Source organism: Shewanella sp. 10N.7 (genome assembly GCF_020806285.1).
In the GTDB taxonomy this organism is placed as follows: domain Bacteria; phylum Pseudomonadota; class Gammaproteobacteria; order Enterobacterales; family Shewanellaceae; genus Shewanella; species Shewanella electrodiphila.
Window position 1 is genome coordinate 40,906 of sequence record NZ_JAJGZS010000018.1, and the last position, 24,959, is coordinate 65,864.

Sequence of the window (24,959 nt, forward strand, 5' to 3'; positions counted from 1 at the left end):
CAATAATTTATGCTTGTACGTATTGTTGGCGATCACCTAACCAACGGTGAATGATGCCATCAACATTATCAGGGACTTGTTGCATGACATGTGCGGCTAACTTTTGCGTATTATCAATTAAATACTGGTCTCTGACCAAGTCGGCAATTTTCATCTCTGCGAGCCCTGTTTGACGTGTACCTAGGACTTCACCTGGGCCACGAATTTCTAAATCTTTTTGTGCAATCACAAAGCCATCACTGGTTTCGCGTAACACCCCTAAACGTTTGGTCGCCGTTTGCGATAAAGGCGCTTTATAGAGTAATACACAGTGACTGGCAATCGAGCCACGTCCCACGCGACCACGTAACTGATGTAGTTGCGCTAAGCCTAAACGTTCAGGGTTTTCGATAATCATTAAGCTGGCATTGGGCACATCCACACCGACTTCAATCACAGTGGTTGCTACTAATAAATGTAGCTCACCTGCTTTAAATTGGGCCATTATTTGTTGCTTCTCAGCGCTTTTCATCCGCCCATGAACTAGGCCTATTTTAAGCTCTGGTAGTAAATGACTGAGTTCTTCGGCTGTATCTTCAGCGGCTTGGCACTCGAGCACTTCAGACTCTTCAATTAAGGTACAGACCCAATAAATTTGTCGATTGTCATTTAGTGCAGCTTGTTTCACTCGCTCAATCACTTGATCACGGCGATTATCACTGATGGCGACAGTAGATACTGGCGTTCGACCTGGTGGCAACTCATCAATCACCGAGGTTTCTAAATCGGCGTAAGCCGTCATAGCGAGAGTTCGGGGAATAGGTGTCGCCGTCATAATTAACTGATGAGGATGAAAACCTTGGCTGACGCCTTTTTCACGCAAGCCTAAACGTTGATGCACCCCAAAACGGTGTTGCTCATCAATGATAATTAATGCGAGTTTATTAAAGCTAACTTGCTCTTGGAAAATGGCGTGAGTGCCAATCACCATTTGCGCGCTGCCATCTGCGATGTCCGCTAACGATTGCGCTCTTGCTTTGCCTTTTAATTTTCCTGCAAGCCAGCCAATTTTTAGCCCCAGTGGCTCAAACCATGCAGCAAAGTTAACCGCGTGTTGTTCTGCCAGCAATTCAGTGGGCGCCATCATAGCGACTTGGTAGCCATTTTCTATTGCTTGTAGCGCCGCGAGCGCCGCGACTAAGGTTTTTCCGGAGCCTACATCCCCTTGCACTAAACGCATCATTGGGGTGGGTTGTTCGATATCACGGCTAATATCAGCGCCGACTCGTTGTTGTGCGCCTGTCGGCTTAAATGGCAATGCTTTCAAAAATGGATTTAGCAACTGACCTGTAGCGGGCAAGGTCACAGCCTTATCAAGGTTATTACGCTGACGTAGTTTCAGCATGCTTAAGTTATGTGCCAGTAACTCTTCTTGCACTAAGCGCTGCTGAGCTGGGTGCATACCAAGCTCTAAATCAGACTGTTCAATGTCGTTTGGGGGGCGATGAATGAGGTGAAGCGCGCGGCCAATGCTCATATTATTGGGCTGTAACTCGCTAGGCAATAACTCGGTTAATCCACCTTGTGTTAATTGATTTAAGGCTTGTTCGGTCAGTTTAATCCAGCTGGCTTGCTTTAGGCCTTCAGTGGATGGATAAATAGGCGTAAGCGAATCACTCAAAGCAGGGTTTTCACCTTCTTTGATGATTTTGTATTCGGGATGAATGATCTCGAAGTGACGTTTGCCACGTTTTATTTCGCCATAAGCACGAATGATGGCGCCGTTTTGCATGCCATTACGTTGGGCAACTGAGAAGTTGAAAAAGCGCAGAGTCAGCATGCCGCTGTCATCAGCTATGGTGCAGGTCAGCATACGTCTGCGACCGGGTACGATTTGGGTCGAAACGATTTCAGCTTCAACAGTGCCGTACATGGCAGGATATAGACTGGCAATAGGATAGATTTGGGTGCGGTCTTCATAGCGCATAGGCAAATGAAACAGTATATCTTGCACTGTTTTAATACCCAGTTTTTCGAGCTTTTCGGCGACTTTTTTCGCGACGCCTTTTAAGTCGGTTATAGGAACCTGATCCAATGGTTGCAAATCCACAATGCCTTTATAGTGTCTGGTAACGACTTTATTTACGGTTTATCTCATTTTGCGCTTAGCAGGCAAAGAGAGTTATCCAAAGAGTTATACAACTCACTTTGCAGCGTTAATCAATGCTAGGGACAATAGTACTGTAAATATATACATATGTATGGCTTATCTTAGCAGAGTTTTAAAACAAGGCAATAATATTACCTGATTCTATGCTAAGCGACTCTATAACCAGCCTTTTTGTTTAGCAATCCGCGCTGCATCAATGCGATTGGTGGCATTTAGCTTACTGATTGCTTCGGACAGGTAATTACGTAATGTGCCTTCGGCAATAAATAATTGTGCTGCAATATCACTGGTTGATAAGCCTTCGCTGGCAAGCCTTAAGGCTTTGCGCTCTTTATCATTGAGTGGATCGATATCGCCAATTGCGCTGATCGCCAATTCGGGATCAATAACCTTTTTACCAGACATCACCTGCTTAATGGCTGACAGTAAGCTCTCGGTTGGGGCATCTTTAAGTAAAAAACCTTCAACCCCAGCGGTTAGTGCGCGCTTTATGTAACCCGCACGGCCAAAGGTTGTCAGGATAATAATCTTAGTTTTATGGGATGAGTCAGCTTGATATTGCTGCAGCCATTGTGCGAGTTCGAGCCCCGTATGTTGTGGCATCTCAATATCACTGAGCAGTAAATCAAAGGACTGCTGTTTTAATAACGCCATCGCTTGGGCGCCATCTTCGGCTTCGGTGACTTCTACCTTACCGAGTGCGGCATCGTCTGTCAGGGTTAGCAATGCAGAAAGTGCCCCACGCACCATAGCTTGATCTTCTGCCAGTAAAATTCTCATTCAACCACGTCCTTGTTTTGTGCTATTTGTTGGGCTGAAAGTGGTAAAGAAATTATAAATCGATAACCCTCTTCCGTAGTGTAATTAAACTCACCTGATAACAACTCGACTCGTTCTCTGATTCCTTTAAGCCCGTTGCCTTCAATGATCTCCTTAGTCGATGCATTGTCGCTAAAGCTAATGCTCAGTTGTTCATCTTCATGGGCGAACTGCCATACACATTCAGTGGCATTGCCATGTTTAATTGTATTATTGACCAATTCGGTGAACATTAACCCTAATTGTGATTCATGTAATGCAGGCATCTTGGGTAATGTCCCTTTGAGATGCACTTCAATACTTTGTTCACGCAATAACCCCGTTAACTGCTGCAGCGTATCGGTTAGCCCTTTATGTTTATAGTCCGATACCGTCTGACGTATTTGGCTTAGGCTTTCACGAGCAATATCGGCCAGTTGACTCAAGTGTTGTTGGGCTAAAGGTAAATTCCCTGTTTCAACTAATTTTTCAGCCAGCTGGGCTTTAAGGGCAATAGACGACAAGTTGTGACCCATAATGTCATGTAAATCACGGGCAATACGTTCTCGTTCTAACGCGGTTGCGAGGCTGGCTATTTCATCGCTTGATTGACGCTGCTGACGTCTCACTCGCTCGCTGTTGTGTTCAATCACGCCAAGTAATCCCACGACAAACATGATGAGCATGCCATAGAGCGGGAAGTAATAGGCTTCAAATCCAATCAGAAAATCCAGAGTCCACAACCATCCAGATAAAATGAAAAAGCAGAATACTGCGGTGCGAAGCGAATAGAAAAAACCAATAAAAAAGGCGGCAAAACTGAAAAGTGAAATGGCACCACTGGTAAATGGTGCTGCAACACTGGCGGTAAGTAGCATTAACCCAATGGGGTAAATGGCTTTAGCTGAGGCGCTTTTAAATGCCCAATAGTAACTGTATACAAAAGGGATTAGGAGCAACAAACTCACGCTGATACGTAATACGTCGTCCCGCATAAACCACAATGGGATGAAGTAAAAAATCAAGTTAAGTAAGTATACCCAAGCGGTTTTTTGCTTATAGTCACGTTCAGGTTGAATTGTGTCGCTGTTGGTCATTTTCTGGTGAACCTTTCCTTGCTCAATTTGCTGGGCTAATCGTTGATGATTCATAACCTCTCCTTGCTGAGTTAGCATACAGTAGCAGATTAAAAACCTGCAACTGTATGCTCGTTTTACACTATCAAGCAGTTTGACGTTACTCGTCAGCCGCTTAAGTAACTCAAGTTGTGTGAATACTGGGATTTATTAATACTGCTGCGCTGAAGTCGGTGGATTAAGTAAAAAATTAGCCCAGCTATAGTTAGGGTCAATATCGATAGCCTGCTGCCAGTCTTGCTCGGCATCTTGTTGATTACCTAGCTCTTGCTGAGCAAGTCCGCGCCACGTATAAGCTTCGCTGTGTCCCCAACAAATGTCATCACATGGACTTTGGAAGCGCTCGATAGCAACAGAGGCATATTGTTTTGCTTTATCCATACCGCCGCCATATTGAGTCGGTGTGTAATAAGCACTCATGGCTTTCACCAATGCAATACGAGGATTATTGGGGGCAATCTGCTCAGCTTGTGCGAGTAGAGTGCCAGCTTTCATGCCCAATGTTTGCCCCTTCGTTGGATCATTTGAAATTTGCATGCCATACACTGATGCGAGTAATGCCATTGACTCAACATCATCTTCACGGCCAAGAATATTTTCGAGAGTGGTTTGAGCTTCATCTAATGAGCGCTTGAACATGCCACGCTGTCCGACAATATTCGCGGTAATTGCGGTGCGATATTCTGCGTAAGCATGTTCGTAATCCACGCTTTGTTCGCTGATTTGTTTAAGCTCATTTATGTTCATCGCGTTTGCTGCTGAATCAATTGCGCTAATATCTGCCATGCTACTTTGGCTGACTAATGAAAGGGTGACTGTAATAAATAATGTTTTCATGATTAACTCCGTTTATTCAATTAAAGGTTTGTTGCTTCGGAGTTAGTATCTAAGAATGGGCGTAAACTGTGCAGGCACAAACGTCATCAGTTTGAGGTGACAAATGTCATCAGTGAAAACATTCGATATCAAGTGATAAGCAAAAGCGGTAGCAATGACTAACAAAAACGCCAGCCTATCGGGTTAATAGGCTGGCGTTCATTAACGGTATTGTGAAGCTTATAAACCTCTAAGCCTGTCAGGCTTATACTTGTACGATCAGGTAGCCGATATAGGCAAGATAACTGAGAACTAATACAACAGCCTCACGGCGACCAATCCGTAAACCTGTGTAAGCAAATGGCAGCAATACTACGGCAAGTGCGATCATCGTTATCCAATCAATCGAGCTTATCTCGCTGTTTAATATTGGATGGATCAAGGCGGTAACCCCTAATATACCTAGAATATTAAATAGGTTTGATCCAATCACATTACCAATGGCGATATCACTTTCACCTTTCATTGCCGCAACAATGGAGGTGACTAATTCTGGCATGCTAGTACCAATAGCGACGATAGTTAAACCAATAATAACTTCACTAATACCAAATGACTTAGCCATGGCTACTGCGCCATCAACAAACAAAATACCGCCACCTACAAGCATAGAAATACCAATAATAATCAAGATTATCGACAACCAGTTACTTTGCGCATTAACTGCTAAACCATCTTCATTGCTTTGTTTATCAGCGGTTAGGTAGCTAAAAGACAGGTAACCGATTAATAAACAGGTCAGCAGCATTCCATCCCAAAAGCTTAAGCCGCCATCGAGTAACAAACTCCAAAATAGCAGTGATGCGGCAATCATAATAGGAATGTCACGGCGCACCATTTGTGACTCAATTTTAATCGGGCGTATTAATGCCGTAATACCTAAAATAAGGCCAATATTGGCAATGTTTGAACCAATCACATTGCCTAAAGCTATACCACTATTGCCTGCCAGTGCAGATTTTACACTCACGGCAAGCTCTGGTGCACTGGTACCAAAGGCTACAATAGTCAAACCGATAATTAAGGGGGTTAGTCCTAGCTTTAGGGCAATTTGACTTGCACCACGCACAAGGGCTTCAGCCCCAATAGTTAGGATGACAAAACCACCAATAATCGATAATAGAATTAACATGAACAAGGCTCACAAATGGGTTAAATCGAAAAGGATGGCAAGCATAGGTATTTTTTAATAATACGCAATCTAATTTATCCAATCGAGTGATTAAAATTCATTAATTCAACCAATAAAAAAGCACACAATGATGTGTGCTTTTAAGTGTTATAAATCGGCGTGGTTACGCAAGGAAATTACAGTTCATCTTCCCAGACCACTTTAGCACCGCGTACACCATCAACTTTGGCACTAAACTGCTTTTCAAGCACATGACGCTTAATTTTTAATGTCGGCGTTAGTGCATCGTTTTCAACAGTCCATGGTTCTTTGACTATCACAACGGCATCGACATGTTCGTGTGATTCAAGATTAGGGTTGATGCTATCAAGCGTTGCTTTGAGTGACGAGCGCACTTCTTCGCGAGGCTGAAGAGCTGAACCTTCTGATAACTGCACTAAGGCAACAGGGTGCGGTAAACCTGAACCAATAACACACAATAATTCAATATGAGAGTCCTGTGCTAACTTACGCTCAATTGGCACTGGCGCCACATACTTACCTTTAGACGTCTTGAAGTTATCTTTAACGCGGCCAGTAATTGAAATGTAGCCATCTTCATCGATTTCACATAAATCACCCGTATGGAAAAAGCCGTCTTCATCAAAACAGGCTTTAGTGGCTTCTTCTTGTTTGTAATAACCCGTCATTAAGCCAGGGCTTTTCACCATTAATTCACCATCGTCAGTACGACGTACTTGGCAACCTTCAACAGGGCGGCCTACAGTGCCGATTTTAGTGGCATCAAATGGGAAGTTAATAATGGAATAAGCACAATTCTCGGTCATGCCCCAAGCTTCTGAGATATTCATACCGATTTTGTTGTACCACTCTAATTGAGTTGGCGGAATAGGTGCTGAGCCTGAACCTAATAAACGACAATGCTCAAGGCCTAGTCCTTTTTGAATTTTGCGTTTAACTAGACTGCTAATAATTGGCAGCTTAAGTAAGAAATTCAGTTTAGACTCACCCGCTTTGTTAATAATGTTGAGCTGAAATAGCGTCCACAAACGCGGCACTGAGAAAAATACCGTTGGTCTGCATCGCTGAACATCGGCAACAAACGAGTCTAAACTTTCAACAAAAGCCACTGAAGAGCCTGAGTAGAAAGAAGAACCTTGAATCGCCACACGTTCAGTTATGTGCGCTAAAGGTAGGTAAGAAAGTAATCGATCAGCCGTATTGGTTTTTAAATCGCGTACCACTGCTTCGCAAGTCCAGCCGTAGCTGCCAAAGGTTTGCATGGCACCTTTTGGCTTACCTGTTGAACCTGACGTGTAAATCAAGGTCATCATATCTTCAGCTGACGGAGTAGGCGCGTCTACTAATGGCGTGCCTAATTGAACAAACTTTTCCCAGTGGTACTGAGCTGGCATAGTTTCATATGGCATCGAAATACGTAGGATTTCGCCGCCGACACCGGCTTCTTGATCTGCCCAGTAATCTAACTTACCGGTGAAAATAGCTTTTGCACCGCTATGTTCAAGGACATAACGAATCGTTTCAGCGTTAGCGGTAGGGTAAATAGGCACGCTGATATAGCCGCCGTGCATTAAGGCTAAATCGGTAATAAACCACTCTGCGCAGTTTTTTGAGAGTACAGCGATTTTGTCACCAGGCTCTAAACCTAAATGACGCAGTGCACCTGCGACTTGCTGTACTTTTTGTTGTACTTCACGCCATGTAAAGTCAACGTATTGACCGTTAATTGGTTGACGTAAGTATACTTCGTCGCCTTGAGTCTCAACCCAGTGCGATAACATTTCTACTGGTGTTTTCATTAGATTTTCCATCGACAATTCCGTGTTCGTTTTTGTTTTAATGTAGGACGTACATATTTCAATGTCATTAACGCAATAATCTATTGTAATCCTATTGAATATCTAATCAGTTCAGACCAGTCTCAATTCGCTATAGATTAGTTTTATGCAGTAAAAGCGAATAGCCAATACTGAATGTTAAAACTAAAAAGCGTACCTTGATCAGCCCCCAGTGAACGATAAGATATTCAATACGATCGGTATCAGTATGGCTTTATAAAGATACCTGCGCAAACGATAACCTATAAAATTTAGGCAATTACGACTAATAAACTAGCAGGTTTTGCTGAAAAGTGAACCGACATCGAGTAATAACTCTAATAAAAAAGGCGCCAATAGGCGCCTGTAGTGGAAAAGTCGGTTTGTGACCTAGATCTCCATTATTCCATCCATTTCGACTAAAGAGTCTTTTGGCAGTTGTTTTACGCCAATAGCAGCACGTGCTGGGTAAGGTTGAGTGAAGTATCGTGCCATGATTTCATTTACCGTGGCAAAGTGAGATAAGTCAGTCAGGAAGATATTTAGCTTAACGATATCAGCCATGCTGCCGCCAGCCGCTTCGGTAACAGCTGTTAAGTTTTCAAATACTTGAACGACTTGTTCTGAAAAGTCATCGCTAACCATTTTCATGGTGCTTGGTACAAGTGGAATTTGGCCAGACAGGTAAACAGTGCTACCTACTTTTACTGCTTGAGAATATGTGCCAATTGCTTGTGGAGCTTTATCAGTTGCGATAATGATTTTTTCTGCCATGACGCCCTCTGGGTAATTTAAATTAGATGCAAGCAAACCTAAGCCTGAATTTTATAAAAGAATCATTCAGCTTAGGTAGTTGCTTTAATCTTACTAGCGATTACGTGAGGTACGCAAGACTTCCGGTAATACACGAATACGGCGCATTACATTGGCGAGGTGAACACGGTCGTCGACCGAGATACGCAGGTTAATTAAATAAACTCGCCCATCGCGTTCTTCAGTGCTCAAGTTATGAATATTTGAGCCTGCAGCTGCGATGATATTGGTAATTTTAGCCAAAGCGCCTTGATGGTTAACAATCTCAACACGAAGATTTGCTTGGTAAGTTTCGCCTTCGACGTTATCCCAATGCACTGGAATATACTTGTCAGGCTCACCTTGGTAACCACGGATATTGGCGCAGTTTTCCATGTGGACCACTAAGCCTTTACCTGGACTTACGTGGGCAACAACCGCATCACCTGGAATAGGGCGACAACAGTTAGCAAAGGTCACTAACATACCTTCAGCGCCACGGATTGGCATCAAGTGCTCTTCAGTGTCGTCATCTTTATCGGTTGTCGTCAGCTTTTGACCTAACAAGCGCTGAGCAATCACAATACTCATGGCGTTGCCTAAACCGATATCAGCCAGCAATGACGCTAAGTCGTCATGCTTGGTTTCTGAAATCACTTTATTGAGTTGTTCAGGGTCAATGCTATCAAGCTTGGTTTCACCCAAAGCGTGATTCAATAGGCGTTTACCGAGTGCAACTGCATCATCACTGGTTAAGCTCTTTAACACTTGGCGTATTTTGCCGCGGGCTTTACCGGTCACCACAAAGTTTAGCCACGCCGCATTCGGGCGAGCGCCTTTAGCAGTAATAATCTCAACGGTTTGACCTGAGATTAATGGCTGACTTAACGGATATGCTTGACGGTTAACGCGTGCGCCAACACAGGTATTACCTACATCGGTGTGGACTTCGTAAGCAAAATCGACTGCAGTTGAGTTAACCGGTAATTCTAAAATACGGCCTTCTGGGGTGAAGACGTAAATTTCTTCTGGGAATAGTTCGGTCTTAACGTTTTCCACAAACTCAAACGAACTGCTGGCACTTTGTTGCAGCTCCAGCAAGCTTTGCATCCACTTATGGGCGCGAATTTGAGTGGTACTTTGTTGTGAACTATTGGTGCCGCTCTTATACATCCAGTGAGCAGCAACCCCTTTATCCGCCATGAGATCCATTTCTTCAGTACGAATTTGTACTTCAACAGGAACCGCATGAGGGCCAAATAATGAGGTATGCAATGATTGGTAACCATTGGCTTTAGGTATGGCAATATAATCTTTAAAGCGGCCAGGATGTGGCTTATAAAGACCATGCATGGCACCTAACACGCGGTAACAGGTATCAATGGTATCGACCATGACTCTGAACGCATAGATGTCCATGACTTCTTGAAACTGCAGTTCTTTATTACTCATCTTACGATAGATGGAATAAAGGTTTTTCTCACGACCTTTGACGGTGCCTTTAATGCCGGCATCTTCAAGACGAGTCGTAATAGCACCTTCAATACTATTAATCAGTTCTTTTCTATTACCACGGGCTGCTTTGACGACTTCTTTAAGCACACGATAACGCATTGGATAATAGGCTTGGAAACCTAAATCCTCTAACTCGCTTTTGATATTATGAATACCAAGACGGTTGGCGATCGGAGCATAAATTTCTAAGGTTTCGCGGGCGATACGACGACGTTTGTCAGGACGTAACGCACCCAAAGTGCGCATGTTATGCGTTCTATCAGCAAGTTTGATTAGAATAACGCGGATATCCTGCGTCATTGCCATCATCATCTTGCGAAAGTTTTCAGCTTGGGCTTCTTTTTTATCGCGGAACTTAATTTTGTCGAGCTTTGACACGCCTTCGACAAGTTCAGCCACAGTAACGCCGAATAACTCAGTGAGTTCTTCTTTGGTAACTGGGGTGTCTTCGATGGTGTCATGGAGCAGGGCTGCCATTAATGTCTCGTGATCAAGACGCATGTCAGCCACGATGCGGGCAACCGCAACGGGATGAGTAATATAAGGCTCGCCACTTGTGCGCATTTGCCCTTCATGGGCATCACGCGCAACAATGTACGCCTGCTTGAGTAACTCTACTTGCGCGGGTTCTAAATAACCTGACGCAGACTCCTTTAGACCTTCAAACAGATACAAGTGGCGCTACTCCTTAAAGCGTACGGCCTTCAGCAATTGCAGCTACTGCAGCAATTTCAGCGGCTTCACGTTCGCGAACAGTTTGACGCTCATCAGCGTCTAAAGTGTTAGAGGTGACTAAGCCTAATTCGATTTCGCGTAAAGCGATAACCGTTGGCTTATCATTCATCTCTTCTACCATTGGGTCTTTACCTTGCACAGCGATTTGGCGTGCACGACGCGCTGCAACCAGGATCATATCAAAACGGTTGCCGATTTGTTCTACGGCGTCTTCTACAGTTACGCGAGCCATGTGGTGAAACTCCAGTGTTATATATGGGAAAAAATGACGCAAAATTGTACACTATGACAATTAATCTGCCAACAGATCGTTTATCATATCATTGTGAGTATGGATCTGACTAGCACAGGTTGATCTTTGACTGCGAATGATCGCGCAAAGATCGCCTAAAGCGACGTCAAAATCATCATTAACAATAATATAATCTGCATCTTTATAGTGTGACATTTCTGATACGGCTTCAGCCATACGTCCATCGATGACTTCTTGACTGTCTTGACCGCGACCAGTTAGGCGACGTTCAAGTTCAGCTCTAGAAGGAGGTAAAATAAATACCCCAATCGCGTCAGGCATCAATTTTTTAGCTTGTTCGGCGCCTTGCCAATCAATATCTAAAAATACATCAATACCGTTCGCTAATGTTTGTTCAATAACCGTGCGGGATGTGCCGTAGTAATTACCAAACACTTCCGCCCATTCAAAAAAAGCTTCATCAGCGATAAGTGCTTTAAATTCTTCAACCGAAACAAAGTGATAATGTTGACCATTAACTTCACCTGGACGCGGTTTACGGGTGGTGTGTGACACAGACACTTGCATGTCGCTAGGTTTATCTTTTAGTAATGCAGAGATAAGTGAAGACTTACCGGCGCCACTTGGGGCAGACACAATAAATAGATTTCCACGAGCGCTCATAGTGCAATTTCCAACCAGATTATTTATCAGGGCGAGTATTATACTCAAAGCGATAAAATTTGCGAGATACGTGACGGATAAAAGTGCACAAATCTGAGCTTTGAAAAAACAGATTTAATGCAGCGCCATTGTTTGCTAACGCCTTTGTGGCATGCGCTTAACCCCCAGATAGACTGAAATTAACCTTAATTAAAAAGCAGACTGATTAAGCTTTCGAGCCGATTTAGGTTCAAATTGACATTTTTAGAATTTTTTAAGCCATTTTTTGGTGGTTTCACTGACTTTGGCGGTGAAATTGTTTAGTCTGCCAACAGATCATTTTTTAGATATTAGGATTTCTTGTGTCATTCGCATCCTTATTTTGTCGTCAAGGTCGAGACAACGGCCTAAGAGCTATCGCTATTCAAATAAGTTGTTTAGTGTTGGTATTACTCATCTCGCTATTATTTGCCAATACCGTTGTGACCTTAATCGCAGCTGTCATTGCGTTACCTGTTTGTGCCCTAAGCTGTTTACGCCGTTTACGAGACGCCGCTAAACCTAGCTCTCTTGTCGCTGTGCCTGTGACCTTATTATTACTCTTTAGTTTATCGTTAAGCCTTAGTTTTCCCGCGGTTGTATCCAGTGTGCTGTTTATACTTGGCGTAGCGGTGGCTGCTGGGTTTGGTTGGTTTGCTGATTCTAAAACGAATCAACGTAAAACAGTCTATGTGCAAGGCTATAACGGCCCGCATAACAAAGATGATGCAGGCCATGGGCACGCACGCCGAAGAAGAGAGCCAACCATTGGTGAGCAAAACCAAAGTAGCTTTAATACTGAGGACGTTGACAGTGGAAGTGACGCCAGCTTTTACGATGAAGAGCATGGATATGAGCCAGGTTACCAACAAGAAACCGTATATAAAGAAACGCCAACGGCAGCAAACCATAGTGAAATACCTGAAGATAGTGAATCCCAATACGGCGCAGATGACAAACCAAGTTATCGGGTTGATCGCGGTGCACTAGAGTCTGGTTCATTGTCTGAATTACTTAAATCTTGGCTGATTTGGGCGCAGGGCAATCAAAAAATGTTGATAATGGTCGCTAAAGGCTTAGGCGTTGTCCTAGCAATAAGCATTATTATCTATTTGATCAGTTTGCTATTTACCGGCGAAGAAGTAGAGCAAGCACCATTAGAAACAGCCCCGATTGAAGCGCCCGTTGCCATTAACGACACCACAAGGGTTAAATTACCCGATGGTTTTTGGTTAATTCTTGAAGATGAAGTATTAGTACTTCGCTGGTTAGGCGACGAAGGCGACGCACAATCTATTTGGCGACTTGATACCGCAAAAGGTGATAAGCGCTGTGCTGAAATGACCTTTAATGATGGCAGCAAGTTTAGGCCAATGCAGGTCGATTTAATGGCTGACAGTGGCACAGAAGCCAGATTCTCACCATTAGATAATAGCCGCATTATTAATAATGTCGCCATGCGCGGCAGCTTTAAATTATGTGGCTATAACTTTAGCTTGAAAGGCAGCCAAGCCACGCTATCAAGTCAACCTGCCTTTGAGAAATACATTAAAGGTTTATGATAGAAAACATCGCGAATTACACTAAACGGTGTTAATTCGCGAGTAAATGTCTTTGTAAGTAAGTGTTGTGGTTTATATCAATCGTATTAAACTGTCTCGCTCGCAATGAAAAGATATGGAGAGTTGGGTGGTTGAGTTTATTAGGCAAACGATTTTGCCTTTGTATGGAATTAATGATGAACATGCGAGTATTTCGCCGTTAGGCAATGGCCATATTAACCAAACTTACTTAGTAAGATGGGCAACAGGCCAGATAGTGCTACAAAAAATTAATACTACAGTGTTTACTGAGCCTGAAGTGTTAATCGAAAATGCCGCTAAAGTCAGCCATCACCTCATTCAAAAAGCCAACAATGGTGAGTATCAGCTCGATGTGATTTCTCCGGTAGTGCTAAAAGACGGTCGCTTATCTGCCGATTTAGGCGATAAAGGATTTTGGCGCGCCATCAGCTATTTAGCTAACAGCCACACTATTGAAGTCGTAACTAATCAAGCAGAAGCCAAAATGGCCGCTAGTGCCTTTGGGCATTTCGCCCATGCATTAAGTGATTTAGATGCTAATAGCCTAAATGATGTTATTCCTAATTTTTTAAATCTCCCGCAGCGTATTACTCAGCTTAAACAAGCAATAGCAGATGATAAGTCAGCACGATTGGTTGATTGCCGCGAATGGGCAGAGCTTGTCTTGTCGCAGCAAAGCTTGTTTGATGAGCTTAAGCACGTGGAAAGTCAGCTGCCACTTCGTATTTGCCATAACGACACCAAAATCAACAATATGCTGTTTGATAAGCGTGATATGTCGAGCATGGCAGTCATCGATATCGACACCTGCATGAAAGGCTACTTAATGTATGACTTTGGTGACATGGTGCGCGCGTTTTGCTCGCCAGAGGAAGAAGACTCAACAGCGCTTGATAAAGTCATTGCACGACCAGAAATTATCAAAGCGGCTTGTGAAGCCTATACCGAGCAATTGGCAGATATTCTCACCCCGCTTGAAAAGCGCAGCCTTTGGTTAGGCATTAAAGTGATGGCTCTCATGTTGGGTTCTCGCTTTTTAGCCGACCATTTAAATGGTGACGTGTACTTTGGTATTCATCGCGAAGGTCATAACCTAGATCGCGCAGCTAACCAGCTTACCGTATTCAAAAGTTTAGTTGCACAAGAGTCGTCACTTAAGGCATTTTTTGAATAAGACTTTTTGAATAAGCGCCTAATTTAATAAAGGTCTTGTTGGTTAAAAAATCTTGATTAAATTGGCGATTTCGATTATTTAAATCTTCCTTATTTAAAAACATAAAGAGTAAGCAATGAAGTACCAATGGATATTGTTTGACGCAGACGAAACCTTGTTTGATTTCGATATTTTTGCTGGCTTAAAACTCATGTTTTCCCGTTTTGATATCGACTTTGATAACAATGATTTTGCTTTTTATCAGTCGGTAAACAAACAACTCTGGGTCGATTATCAACAAGGCTTGATCGATGCAGCGCAATTACAACATACGCGTTTTTTACATTGGTCTGAAAAACTTGGGGTTACCACTAAGCGCTTGAACAGTGACTTTTTAGCTGCCATGGCAGACATTTGTCAGCCCTTACCTGGTGCAAAAAAACTGGTATCAAGTTTAGAAGGTAAAGCGACACTGGGCATTATCACTAATGGTTTGACTGAACTACAAAATGTACGCCTAGAGCGCACAGGCTTTAAGTCTTCATTTGAACATGTGGTGATTTCAGAGCAATTTGGCAAAGCGAAACCCGATGTGAGCATTTTCGAGCATACCTTTGAGCTCATGGGTAACCCAGATAAAAATACCGTTTTGATGGTAGGTGATAACTTACATTCCGATATTTTAGGTGGCGTGAATGCAGGTATCGATACTTGCTGGCTTAATCATCACGGCAAAGAGACCGTTGATGGGATTACTCCTACTTTTGAAGTGAAAGATTTGCATCAACTGCATGATGAGTTGCATGCTGTGAAGTAGGCTGCTCGTCTGTTTAGCATAAAAAGAAGCCACTCGATTGAGTGGCTTCTTTTTGGTAAATCGTTAGCTAGAACTATTAGCTCGAACTATTAGCTCAAAGTACTAGCTCAAAGAATTAGCTCAAAGTAATAGCGTCAGCCGCTTTAGGAAATGCTTCATGATAAGCAATCATAAAGTCTTCTCTAATGTGTTGTTCTAAATGGGTTGCGCGCTCTGTTGGGCAAAAAATCATAATATGCACCATTTGTTCACCCGCAGGTCCACTATGGATATGAATGTGTGGCTCAGGTCCTGGTAAGTCAACGCCAGCATGTCTTTCGATAATATTGTTATAGCGGGTTGCCACTTCTAAAAAGTCTTCACAATGCGCTTCAATCTTGCTGGTTAACGCTGGAAATAAAGGGTACAGATTTACAAACTCAACCACAGTAATCGTAAAGCTATGGTAAACATAACGCTTCATGAAATTGAGGTTTTTCACCGCATAGCTAAAAAACATGCTGTTAGGGAAGGTGACTGTTTTACCCGTGTAGTGATACTGGCCATGGTGCAAATCGATTTCTTGGATCACCGTTGCCATTAAGTTGTGCTCAATGACCTCACCACAAAGCTTACCCACTTCAATCCAATCCCCAATCACAAATGAGCGAGAACTCGCCCGCTGAATCGAGCCAGTAAAACATAAGATAATTTCTTTAGATGCCACCACAAAGGCAATCGCAATTGCAGTCACTGACAGGGCAAATTTATTGATTTCGGTTTGCCACAATAAAAACAGGATCATGACAATTAAGATAAAAGTGCCATTTTTCGTTCGTGACATCCATTTACGTTGCCCTTCACTGACAAACGCAATATCACCGCGAATTTTAGACACCACAAAGCGTTTAAGCATCGACAGTAATAGGATGATTAATACGGTTACAAACAACTTATAGGTTGCTAAAAAGTCGATGACGATATTCAGTTCTTCCACAACACCCTCTTAAAAAACGGCAACTTAACGACAAAACCTGCTAGATAACTCACTTTATCATAGCTATAGACTAAGTCAGCTTTGACCAGTGTTTTTTATTTTAAAAGAGTCAATTTTTTTTGGGGGGATTGGGAAAGGTTTTGAAGCTTAAAAGTTGAAACCACGCAGACTGAAAAGGTGCGCGGCTTCAACTTAATTGTATGGAGGCTATTTACTCTTTCAAGAAAATATAGCCTGCTTTTTCAGCGCCCCACACTTGTTTATCGTTACTGTCAAAACCGCGATCCCAGCTGACAATACTGTCTTTAGTAACCGTAACTTCAGAAGTGGCATAACTTGCGCCGCGTAGCTTGCTTAAACAGCTTTTCTTATCAGTAGAGCCTGCAAAAGATTGTGACTTATCAGACCAAGTTAAAAATACAGTGCAGCCTGACTTTTCAGTTAAGTCTTTAGGTGTTAGCTCGCTCAGAGGTGCATCATCTTTATAAACGCCAGCGAAGCTTTTATCGTTTTCAAAGGTATACACTTTACTAGCAAACTCAGTTGCTGATAGTGCTGTGACCTCATAAACGCGCTGCCTGTACGGTTTATCTAAATGTGTTGCAGCGGCTTGTTCAACATAAAGCCAAGTGGATTTATCCTCAGGCCAAATTTGCACCATATTGAGGTGGATATTAAAAAAATCTTTATCACTAATAGATTGCTGCTCGCTATCAAAGTGGCCTTGCATCCACTCAAGTAATAAAGCTTGCTTGTCTTGTTCAGTCGCTTGAGACGTGATTGGCATAAAAGCCAGTGCTGAAAAAGCACTGAAAACCGCAATGCGGCTAAGAGATGTGTTCACAGGAAATCCTTTCCGATTAATGGTGTTTTTGTATTTTTAGTTCGTATTTGTAATGAGTCGTTTAGCCTCATTGCTAGGTAAGTTAACTCATCGGTTTGAAAGAGTAAAATAGGCAATGACAGCTTATATCTGCTACAGCGTGTGAAAGTAATTTTAACGGTTATAGCGTGTAAATAGAGGTTTAACGGTTGTAGCGTGTGAAATTTGATTATGCAGGCAGTGACTAAATACTGAATTGAAGAAATAACAAAGCTATCGAGTGCTAGGATTTATGGATTTGAGACATTTAATTAAACGCTATCAAGATTGACGCAGTTGCTACGGTATATCTTTATTTCTTCAATCTGAGTAAGAAAGTACATAAAAGTACAAAAAGTTACATCATTGCAATACAAGATTCTTGCCCAAGTAAAAAGTGTAGGATCGTACACATTGAATAAAATAATACGGCAGCATTTTTAATAAGAGTAACAACGTACACTATTTGAGTGTTAAACAGCCGCTGTTTTAAATCTAAGGCTGAGTAAACTTCCTATCAATCCTAATTGTTTTGTATCACATCGCTAAAAACAAAAGCCCAGCATTCGCTGGGCTTAGTTTTATAAAACGTCTGTAAAAATATTATTCAACGTTCTGAATTTGCTCTCTCATTTGTTCAATCAAAACTTTCAGCTCTACCGCTGCAGCAGTAACTTCTGCGCTGATTGACTTTGACGCTAGGGTGTTAGATTCGCGGTTAAATTCTTGCATCATGAAGTCTAAACGGCGGCCTTGTGCGCCACCTTTTTTAAGGATTAAACGCGTTTCAGCAACGTGTGCATCAAGGCGATCCATTTCTTCGGCGACATCCATTTTTTGTGCAAGTAATACCATTTCTTGTTCCATACGCGCTGGATCAAGTTCACCGGTGATTTCGGCTAAACGGTTAGTGAGCTTGTCACGTTGCCATTGCATTACTGCAGGCATGTGCCCACGTACAATCGCTACTTGCTCAACGATTTGGTCTAAACGGGTTTGAAGCATAGCGTTAATCGCTTCGCCTTCACGGCCACGGGCTTCGATGAATTGCTCTACTGCGCCGTCAAATGCAACCAATAATTCTTTGTTGATTGCGCCCATGTCTTTTTCTTCACCCGCCATCACACCAGGCCAGCGCAGGATATCGACTAAGTTAAGCTCGCCTTGATTGGCTTCTTTTTTTAACCATTCAGCGGCATTGAGTAATTGCTTGGCTAAATCTTGGTTTAGGCGCATTTCACTGCTGCCTGAATCAGAGAGTTCGTAACGTAAGTTGACCTCAACTTTACCGCGATTTAAGCGTTTACGTAGGCGATCACGTAATACTGGCTCAAGGCTGCGCATTTGCTCTGGTAAACGCAGGTAAGTTTCTAAGTAGCGTTGATTGACTGAGCGAAGTTCCCAAGAGGCGGTGCCCCATTCGGCTTTATGCTCAATGCGAGCGTAGGCGGTCATACTTTGGATCATTGTTGAACCCTGATTAGTTAGCAGCAATATAGTGTGTCGATTATAGTCTGCTGAGGGCTAAGGTCAAAGCTTACAAAAACTTATGTGTGAGTTGAGGGCGGTTGTTTACAGGCTTATGCGTTTTTAGGGTTTATTGATTGTACTTCGCTAATCGCACTTCGCTAATTGCGCTGTGCGGCATGAAACTAAAAGGAGTTAACTGAGTCTGAACGTAGGGCGTTATCTTTAAGCTGTTTGTTTTTGTTTAATCGCGCCGTTTTAACCGTTTGCTTTTTAGTACTAGTTTAGTGCTGGTGAGTGATGGCTATTGTGGGGTGTCGTGAGATGTTGCGGGTTAATTTCGCTTATCAATGCTTTGTCATCGAATTAAGCTGATGAATTGTTTATAGTATGGCACATTCACGTTTAGGCCTTGTGGTTTAGATGTTTTCAAATTTTGGAGTAGGCAAGTGGACCATTTTGTGTGGAACCTCGACCCAGTATTGATTTCTTTTATGGGTCTAAAAGTGCATTGGTATGGTGCGTTATTTGCGTTGGCAATTGCCAGTGGTTTTCAGGTAATGAAGCGCATGTACAAAAAAGAAGGCTTGGATGTTGAGTCGCTAGATAACCTACTCATGTATTGTGTGGTGGGGATTATTGTTGGTGCGCGTTTAGCCCATTGTTTCTTTTACGATCCGAGTTATTACTTTGCCAATCCGATGAAAATTTTAGCCATATGGGAAGGCGGCTTAGCCAGTCATGGCGGCGGGTTAGGGGCGATATTAGCGCTGTATTACTACAAGCGTAAAACCGATATGCCGTTTTTATTCTTATTGGATAGGCTAGCGATTGCGACGGCGATATTTGGCTTCTTTGTGCGTATGGCCAACTTTGCTAACTCTGAGATTTTAGGTCTGCCGACCACTAAACCTTGGGGCATTATCTTTGAGCGAGTGGATTTATTACCGCGCCATCCTGCGCAGCTTTATGAAGCGATCAGCTACTTGGTTATTTTCATTAGTTTATATGCGGTTTATAAGTTTACTAATTTAAAAGAAAAGCACGGTGTCATATTCGGCCTGTTCTTATGTAGCGTATTCAGTGCGCGTTGGGCCATTGAAATGGTCAAAGTGAAGCAAGCAGCTTATGCCACTGAGTGGACCATGAGTGCAGGGCAGTTACTGAGTATTCCGTTTTTAGTTGTGGGTATTGCGCTGCTGATTTTACCTATGCTTAAAAAGAACAAGTAAATGCTAATTAGTTTGAGTTAGCGCTTTATTGGGCTAATAAATAAAAGGCCGATGCTCTTAGTGAGTATCGGCCTTTTTATTATTCTGCTACTAAGTTTTGATGCTGAGGGTTCATCAAATAGCTTTTTATTAATGCTTTTTGGGAAAGCTCATTAAAAAAGCTCGCTATAGGGGTGTTATAAAAGCTCTGCGATATCGACAGGTATACCTTGTTCAAGCTTTTTGATACCGGCACAAATAGCGGCGTTAATAGGCGTGTTGACTTGATATTGCTTACCTAATTCAACAACCGCTTGGTTGAGGTAGTCTATTTCGGTTTTACGTTTAGCTTGAATATCTTCCCACATGGATGAACGCGCTTGAGGATCGATATCGAGCATCTGCTTTGCCAGTAAAGTAAATAAACCATCAGGCAGCGATAGTATCAGTGGCAACCATTGGGGTTTTACTTTGGTAAATTGCGCTAGCGGTAAACGTGCTTTTTGACACACTGCTAACCATTCTTTCATCGCAAGGCTTAATAGTTTACGAGTTTGTTTTTGACTCAGTTGCTGCTTAATGGGTACATCGGTTATGGCATTGAGCGCATTATTGAGGTTAAGCAGTAGTTTGCCGTAAATGATTGGCGCCATGTCATCAACTAGTGTGCATGTTAGTCCTGCGGATTGCATTGCTTGTTGAACAGTTTGCGTATGGGGCGTGTTGGCAAAAATGAATTCGCCTTCGGTGCCTTTATGAAAAGTGGCATGCTGTTTTTGCAGGACATTAAACGGGGTTATGCCTTGTATCAGCAGTCTTGGCTGCGCTGAGATGTTAGCGAGTGCTTGCTTAACTTCATCTAAACTGCCTAAACCGTTTTGCATTAATACTATGGTGCTTTGCTGGTGGGATAACTGCAGTAGTTGCTCACTAATCTCGCGAACTTGATGACATTTTAAGGTGACAAAAATCAAATCGAATTTGGGTGTGTCTGCTTCAACTTCGGTAAACAGTGCGTTTGGCATGACTTTTTGATGTAAGCCTTGGTAGCTTGTGAGCGTGATGCCTTGATTGTCGGTAATGCTGCGTTTAATCCGCTCGCGACAAATTAAGCTGACATCAAGCTTTGCCATGAGTAATTCGCCGGCTAAGTAACATCCTGTTGAACCTGCACCAAAGATGGCTATTTTCATCATTTCCCTTAAAGCATTAGTCGCATTCCGCCTACCAGTGTGCCGTTTTGTTAATAAAAATCCAATAAGGGTTTTGTTTGACGTGGCATCAAGGCTAACAAGTCACTATAATGCTGTTCAATTATGAGCGTTGATTGCTGGTTTTGTTTTGATTGAGACGTCGATTGAACGATAATTTACAGCCAATTTCAGCTTAAAACCCAATTTAGTCACTGATCCCACACAATAGGAAATGCATATGCGTCCAAGCGACAGAACACCTGCACAATCTCGTCCAGTTACGATTACTCGTCAATTTACAGCTCACGCTGAAGGTTCGGTGTTGGTCGAGTTTGGTGACACTAAAGTGTTATGTACTGCAAGCTTTGAAGAAGGCGTACCGCGTTTTCTTAAAGGCCAAGGTCAAGGTTGGGTGACTGCTGAGTACGGTATGCTTCCTCGTTCTACTCATAGTCGTATGCAACGTGAGGCGGCTCGTGGCAAACAGTCTGGTCGTACTCAAGAAATCCAACGCTTAATCGGCCGTTCATTACGTGCTGCTGTAGACATGAAAGCCTTAGGTGAAAACACTATCGTTATCGATTGTGATGTGATTCAAGCTGATGGCGGTACTCGTACTGCTGCGATTACTGGTGCCTGTGTTGCATTAGTAGATGCATTAAACTGGGCGCGTGGTAAAGGCATTTTAAAAACTAACCCGCTTAAGTTCTTAATTGCTGCTGTAAGTGTGGGTATTTACAAAGGTGAGCCAATCTGCGATTTAGAATACATCGAAGATAGCGCTGCTGAAACTGACATGAACGTTGTGATGACTGAAACTGGCAAGATGATTGAAATCCAAGGCACTGCCGAAGGTGAGCCATTCAGCCATGAAGAGTTATTAAGCTTGCTTGAGCTTGCGAAGCACGGCATTCGCGAAATTGTTGATACGCAAAAAGCGGCATTAAGCTAAAACGTATTTGATTAAGGGGCTCTGTTAATAAGAGCCCCTTTTTTTAAGCTTTATTTAGGCTTAGTCATCATTAGATAAAAAATAGATAACAGTGTTAAGGAGATAATGTGAAAGCATATCAACGTGAGTTTATTGAATTCGCTCTTGAGCGTCAGGTATTACGCTTTGGTGAGTTCACCTTAAAATCAGGCCGTACTAGCCCTTACTTTTTCAATGCGGGTTTATTTAACACGGGTCGTGATTTAGCGCGTTTAGGTCGTTTTTATGCTGCTGCATTGGTTGATTCTGGTATCGACTACGATTTAGTGTTTGGTCCTGCTTATAAGGGCATTCCTATTGCAACGACAACGGTTGTTGCTTTATGTGATCATCACGACAAAGACGTACCATATTGCTTTAACCGTAAAGAAAAGAAAGATCACGGCGAAGGCGGTTCATTAGTCGGTAGCGAATTGACAGGCAAAGTAATGTTAGTTGATGACGTGATTACAGCTGGTACAGCAATCCGTGAATCAATGGAAATCATTGCGGCACATGATGCAAGCCTTGCGGGTGTATTGATTGCCTTAGATAGACAAGAAAAAGGCAAAGGCGAGTTATCTGCGATTCAAGAAGTTGAACGTGATTTTGGCTGCGCGATTGTTTCAATCATCAAACTGGGTGATTTGATTAACTACCTTTCTGAGAAGCCAGGTATGGAAGCTGAATTAGCCTCGGTTAGCGCTTATCGCGAGCAATACGGTATTTAATCGGCTTTGTAATATAAGCTAGAAAAGCAAAAGCCAGACATGATGTCTGGCTTTTTTGTATGCTTTTTTACAAAATCAGTGGATTAAAACTTTTTATTTAGCACGGCTTCATCAACACTCGTTAATTAGCACTTTGACTGATGTAAAAACTCTGCGCGAGTAGCGGGATTTGATTTAAACACCCCACCTAATGCAGTGGTGGTGGTTGAACTGGTTGAGTCCATTACCCCACGTGATTTAACGCAGTAATGCACCGCATCCATTTTCACCGCCACATCTTTGGTTTCAAGCAAGGTCTGTAATGCCACTAACACTTGTTGAGTCAGTCTTTCTTGCACTTGAGGGCGCTGGGCAAAAAAGCGCACAATGCGGTTAATCTTCGATAAACCAATAATCTTAGTGCGCGGTAAATACGCGACAGTGGCATAGCCATCAATGGTCACGAGATGATGCTCACAGGTACTGGTGAGGCTGATATCTTGCACTCGCACCATTTCATCAACGCCCATCTTGTTATCAATGACGGTGATTTTAGGGAAGTTTTGATAATCAAGCCCTGAGAAAATCTCATCAACATACATTTTGGCAATGCGGCGTGGTGTGTCCATCAAGCTATCATCTGATAAATCCAACGACATTAATGTCAGGATTTCTTTCATGTGATGCTCAATTTTCTCTTTACGCTCTTCTGGTGTGCGAGTTTGAGGCAACATAGGGGTTTCAAGCCCTTGCTCAGTAAGTGCTGCTTGAACTTTTAACGCGGCTTCACTTAGTGCCATCTTATCCTCCAACCACAGGGGTAATCACGATTACTTAATTGAGTGTATGCTGTAAATCTTTTTGGTGCTTTTAACGCTGATAAGGTGCCAAAAAGACTAGGGACGGGATAATAACGTGATTTAGGTCAAATTAATATTAATGACATAAAAAAAGCCGACCTTTTTAGTCAGGTATCGGCTTTGGTTGCGTTAAGTAATTGAAACTAAGTTTTCAAATGGATTAATGGCACAGTGAATTTAATTCTATATACATGTTCACCGTGCTTTTTTACTCACTAATCATGGCTGTTCTTAGTAGTAAATGACTTACCGTTTTGAATAAATCTTGGGTTAGCTGGTGTTGTTACAACAACAGCAATACTTTTCGAGATTTGGTAATCGGTAAGATTGGTAATATTGCTTTTAGCAATATTGAATTGGCCATCGCTTGCTTCAACAATTGCAAGAGGCGTTGTAGGCTCAACTGTCATGATTTTTTTTCTAAGTCCTTTATAGATATCTATCTCATAGATATCTTGTGACTTAGTAAAATCTACTTTATCTGTATTCCCCCAAGGTATGCTGCGAACTAAAATCTTGTTTTTATTATTGATCAGTGGATCAAGAATAAATGACGTCGCCTGCAATGGTTCGCTGCTACGGACTCTTGAGTGCATTTTCACTTTGGTATTAATGTCGACATCTGTGTTGTATCCAATTAACGCTACTGAATTTGTTCCATCAGCATTTATTGCATAAAGTTGGCCGTAATAGAAAGGTGTATCACTCCAATCTTTTGTATAAACCTTTTCAAAAACAAGACGGGAATCGTTTGCCCATGCGTAATTTCCTATCTGCTCATTAGCTTTAAAATTAATCACATGTACGAATGACATATCAGAAGCGTCCAATACGATTAGCACTTTCTTTTCATCTTTAGTGACAACTTGGCTAACAAACTTTCCGCTTGGGGAATATTGGATATTTGAGATGGTATGATTTTGTTGAGCTGCAGGTGCTTGTACTTCAGTCACAGTTGTTGCAATTGCAGATGTACTTAAAGTAGCTAAAAATACTAACGATAAAATTGGCTTCATTTTAAACTCCATTTCTAAATGAATAATAAAAAAATTATTGAGGCTCAATACAGTGAAGCATCATTTCAAAAGAACATAAATTTCAAAAACTAAATTGCACAATAAAAAACCTAGTACGGTTAACTTATTCTGTCAATATTCGCGAGGATCTAATGTAGGTTTTATTAATTTTAAATTGTTGGCTTATTCACTTGATTCATAATGTTTTTTCTATTTATATGAGTTGTATCGGGGGG

The 24,959-nt window shown here is 42.3% G+C and carries 22 protein-coding genes; 6 read left to right on the forward strand and 16 right to left on the reverse strand.

The genetic code is table 11. The annotated features are described in order from the left end of the window. Window positions 1-7: 7 nt before the first annotated feature. The 10 genes from recG to gmk all read right to left on the reverse strand — a co-directional run bounded on the left by recG (window position 8) and on the right by gmk (window position 11,887). A complete protein-coding gene (gene recG, locus LMH66_RS12575) occupies window positions 8-2,083 on the reverse strand; it encodes an ATP-dependent DNA helicase RecG (RefSeq protein WP_229370454.1) in 2,076 nt (691 codons plus the stop codon). A gap of 222 nt (window positions 2,084-2,305) precedes the next feature. After that, the gene (locus tag LMH66_RS12580) at window positions 2,306-2,929 is read right to left on the reverse strand and encodes a response regulator transcription factor (protein ID WP_102526804.1); all 624 of its coding nucleotides are present in this window, start codon (window positions 2,927-2,929) and stop codon (window positions 2,306-2,308) included. Further along, window positions 2,926-4,098, reverse strand: coding sequence for a sensor histidine kinase (locus LMH66_RS12585; protein WP_324295177.1), 1,173 nt, complete (start codon window positions 4,096-4,098; stop codon window positions 2,926-2,928). The genes LMH66_RS12580 and LMH66_RS12585 overlap by 4 nt, the downstream gene beginning before the upstream one ends. Before the next feature lie 135 nt (window positions 4,099-4,233). Then, window positions 4,234-4,920, reverse strand: a complete 687-nt coding sequence (locus tag LMH66_RS12590) for a tetratricopeptide repeat protein (RefSeq protein ID WP_229370455.1) — start codon at window positions 4,918-4,920, stop codon at window positions 4,234-4,236. Window positions 4,921-5,164: 244 nt separating this feature from the next. After that, window positions 5,165-6,091: a calcium/sodium antiporter gene (locus LMH66_RS12595; RefSeq protein ID WP_229370456.1), complete on the reverse strand. Its 927-nt coding sequence runs from the start codon at window positions 6,089-6,091 to the stop codon at window positions 5,165-5,167. Window positions 6,092-6,267: 176 nt separating this feature from the next. After that, window positions 6,268-7,923, reverse strand: a complete 1,656-nt coding sequence (locus tag LMH66_RS12600; protein ID WP_229370457.1) for an AMP-binding protein — start codon at window positions 7,921-7,923, stop codon at window positions 6,268-6,270. Window positions 7,924-8,319: 396 nt separating this feature from the next. After that, the gene (locus LMH66_RS12605; RefSeq protein ID WP_229370458.1) at window positions 8,320-8,703 is read right to left on the reverse strand and encodes a RidA family protein; all 384 of its coding nucleotides are present in this window, start codon (window positions 8,701-8,703) and stop codon (window positions 8,320-8,322) included. Between the two features lie 93 nt (window positions 8,704-8,796). Further along, complete coding sequence (gene spoT / locus LMH66_RS12610; RefSeq protein ID WP_229370459.1) at window positions 8,797-10,911, reverse strand: bifunctional GTP diphosphokinase/guanosine-3',5'-bis pyrophosphate 3'-pyrophosphohydrolase; 2,115 nt, start codon at window positions 10,909-10,911, stop codon at window positions 8,797-8,799. 13 nt (window positions 10,912-10,924) lie between these two features. Further along, window positions 10,925-11,203: a DNA-directed RNA polymerase subunit omega gene (rpoZ, locus tag LMH66_RS12615; protein ID WP_055025248.1), complete on the reverse strand. Its 279-nt coding sequence runs from the start codon at window positions 11,201-11,203 to the stop codon at window positions 10,925-10,927. 60 nt (window positions 11,204-11,263) lie between these two features. Continuing rightward, window positions 11,264-11,887 (reverse strand): guanylate kinase, encoded by a 624-nt coding sequence (gmk, locus tag LMH66_RS12620; protein ID WP_229370460.1) that lies wholly within the window; start codon window positions 11,885-11,887, stop codon window positions 11,264-11,266. A gap of 341 nt (window positions 11,888-12,228) precedes the next feature. On the opposite strand from gmk, the gene LMH66_RS12625 reads away from it, so the two are divergent. From LMH66_RS12625 to yjjG, 3 genes are all read left to right on the forward strand, one after another. After that, entirely contained in the window at window positions 12,229-13,467 is a 1,239-nt protein-coding gene (locus LMH66_RS12625; RefSeq protein ID WP_229370461.1) for a hypothetical protein, read from the forward strand. A gap of 127 nt (window positions 13,468-13,594) precedes the next feature. Then, complete coding sequence (locus tag LMH66_RS12630; protein ID WP_102526871.1) at window positions 13,595-14,662, forward strand: phosphotransferase enzyme family protein; 1,068 nt, start codon at window positions 13,595-13,597, stop codon at window positions 14,660-14,662. 115 nt (window positions 14,663-14,777) lie between these two features. Beyond that, on the forward strand, window positions 14,778-15,458 hold the full coding sequence (gene yjjG, locus LMH66_RS12635) for a pyrimidine 5'-nucleotidase (RefSeq protein WP_229370462.1): 681 nt from the start codon (window positions 14,778-14,780) through the stop codon (window positions 15,456-15,458). A gap of 115 nt (window positions 15,459-15,573) precedes the next feature. Here the strand turns inward: yjjG and LMH66_RS12640 are convergent, their stop codons facing one another. The 3 genes from LMH66_RS12640 to LMH66_RS12650 form a co-directional block, all read right to left on the reverse strand. Then, window positions 15,574-16,434: a mechanosensitive ion channel family protein gene (locus tag LMH66_RS12640; RefSeq protein ID WP_102526812.1), complete on the reverse strand. Its 861-nt coding sequence runs from the start codon at window positions 16,432-16,434 to the stop codon at window positions 15,574-15,576. Between the two features lie 211 nt (window positions 16,435-16,645). Continuing rightward, a complete protein-coding gene (locus LMH66_RS12645) occupies window positions 16,646-17,278 on the reverse strand; it encodes a chromophore lyase CpcT/CpeT (RefSeq protein WP_229370463.1) in 633 nt (210 codons plus the stop codon). Between the two features lie 621 nt (window positions 17,279-17,899). Further along, window positions 17,900-18,763 (reverse strand): YicC/YloC family endoribonuclease, encoded by an 864-nt coding sequence (locus tag LMH66_RS12650; protein WP_229370465.1) that lies wholly within the window; start codon window positions 18,761-18,763, stop codon window positions 17,900-17,902. Between the two features lie 449 nt (window positions 18,764-19,212). Between LMH66_RS12650 and lgt the strand changes: the two genes are divergently transcribed. After that, the gene (lgt, locus tag LMH66_RS12655; protein ID WP_102526823.1) at window positions 19,213-19,995 is read left to right on the forward strand and encodes a prolipoprotein diacylglyceryl transferase; all 783 of its coding nucleotides are present in this window, start codon (window positions 19,213-19,215) and stop codon (window positions 19,993-19,995) included. A gap of 176 nt (window positions 19,996-20,171) precedes the next feature. Here lgt and LMH66_RS12660 read toward each other — a convergent pair whose 3' ends face one another. Further along, complete coding sequence (locus tag LMH66_RS12660; RefSeq protein WP_229370467.1) at window positions 20,172-21,167, reverse strand: 2-dehydropantoate 2-reductase; 996 nt, start codon at window positions 21,165-21,167, stop codon at window positions 20,172-20,174. 238 nt (window positions 21,168-21,405) lie between these two features. Between LMH66_RS12660 and rph the strand changes: the two genes are divergently transcribed. Together rph and pyrE are read left to right on the forward strand one after the other, a co-directional pair. Then, window positions 21,406-22,119 carry a ribonuclease PH gene (rph, locus tag LMH66_RS12665; RefSeq protein WP_055025233.1) on the forward strand — a complete coding sequence of 238 codons (714 nt, stop codon included), beginning with the start codon at window positions 21,406-21,408 and terminating at the stop codon, window positions 22,117-22,119. A 107-nt stretch (window positions 22,120-22,226) separates the two neighbouring features. Beyond that, on the forward strand, window positions 22,227-22,868 hold the full coding sequence (pyrE, locus tag LMH66_RS12670) for an orotate phosphoribosyltransferase (RefSeq protein WP_229370470.1): 642 nt from the start codon (window positions 22,227-22,229) through the stop codon (window positions 22,866-22,868). Window positions 22,869-22,993: 125 nt separating this feature from the next. Here pyrE and folE read toward each other — a convergent pair whose 3' ends face one another. Together folE and LMH66_RS12680 are read right to left on the reverse strand one after the other, a co-directional pair. After that, window positions 22,994-23,647, reverse strand: a complete 654-nt coding sequence (gene folE, locus LMH66_RS12675) for a GTP cyclohydrolase I FolE (RefSeq protein WP_229370472.1) — start codon at window positions 23,645-23,647, stop codon at window positions 22,994-22,996. Between the two features lie 275 nt (window positions 23,648-23,922). Next, entirely contained in the window at window positions 23,923-24,723 is an 801-nt protein-coding gene (locus tag LMH66_RS12680) for a hypothetical protein (RefSeq protein WP_229370474.1), read from the reverse strand. Window positions 24,724-24,959 lie beyond the last annotated feature (236 nt).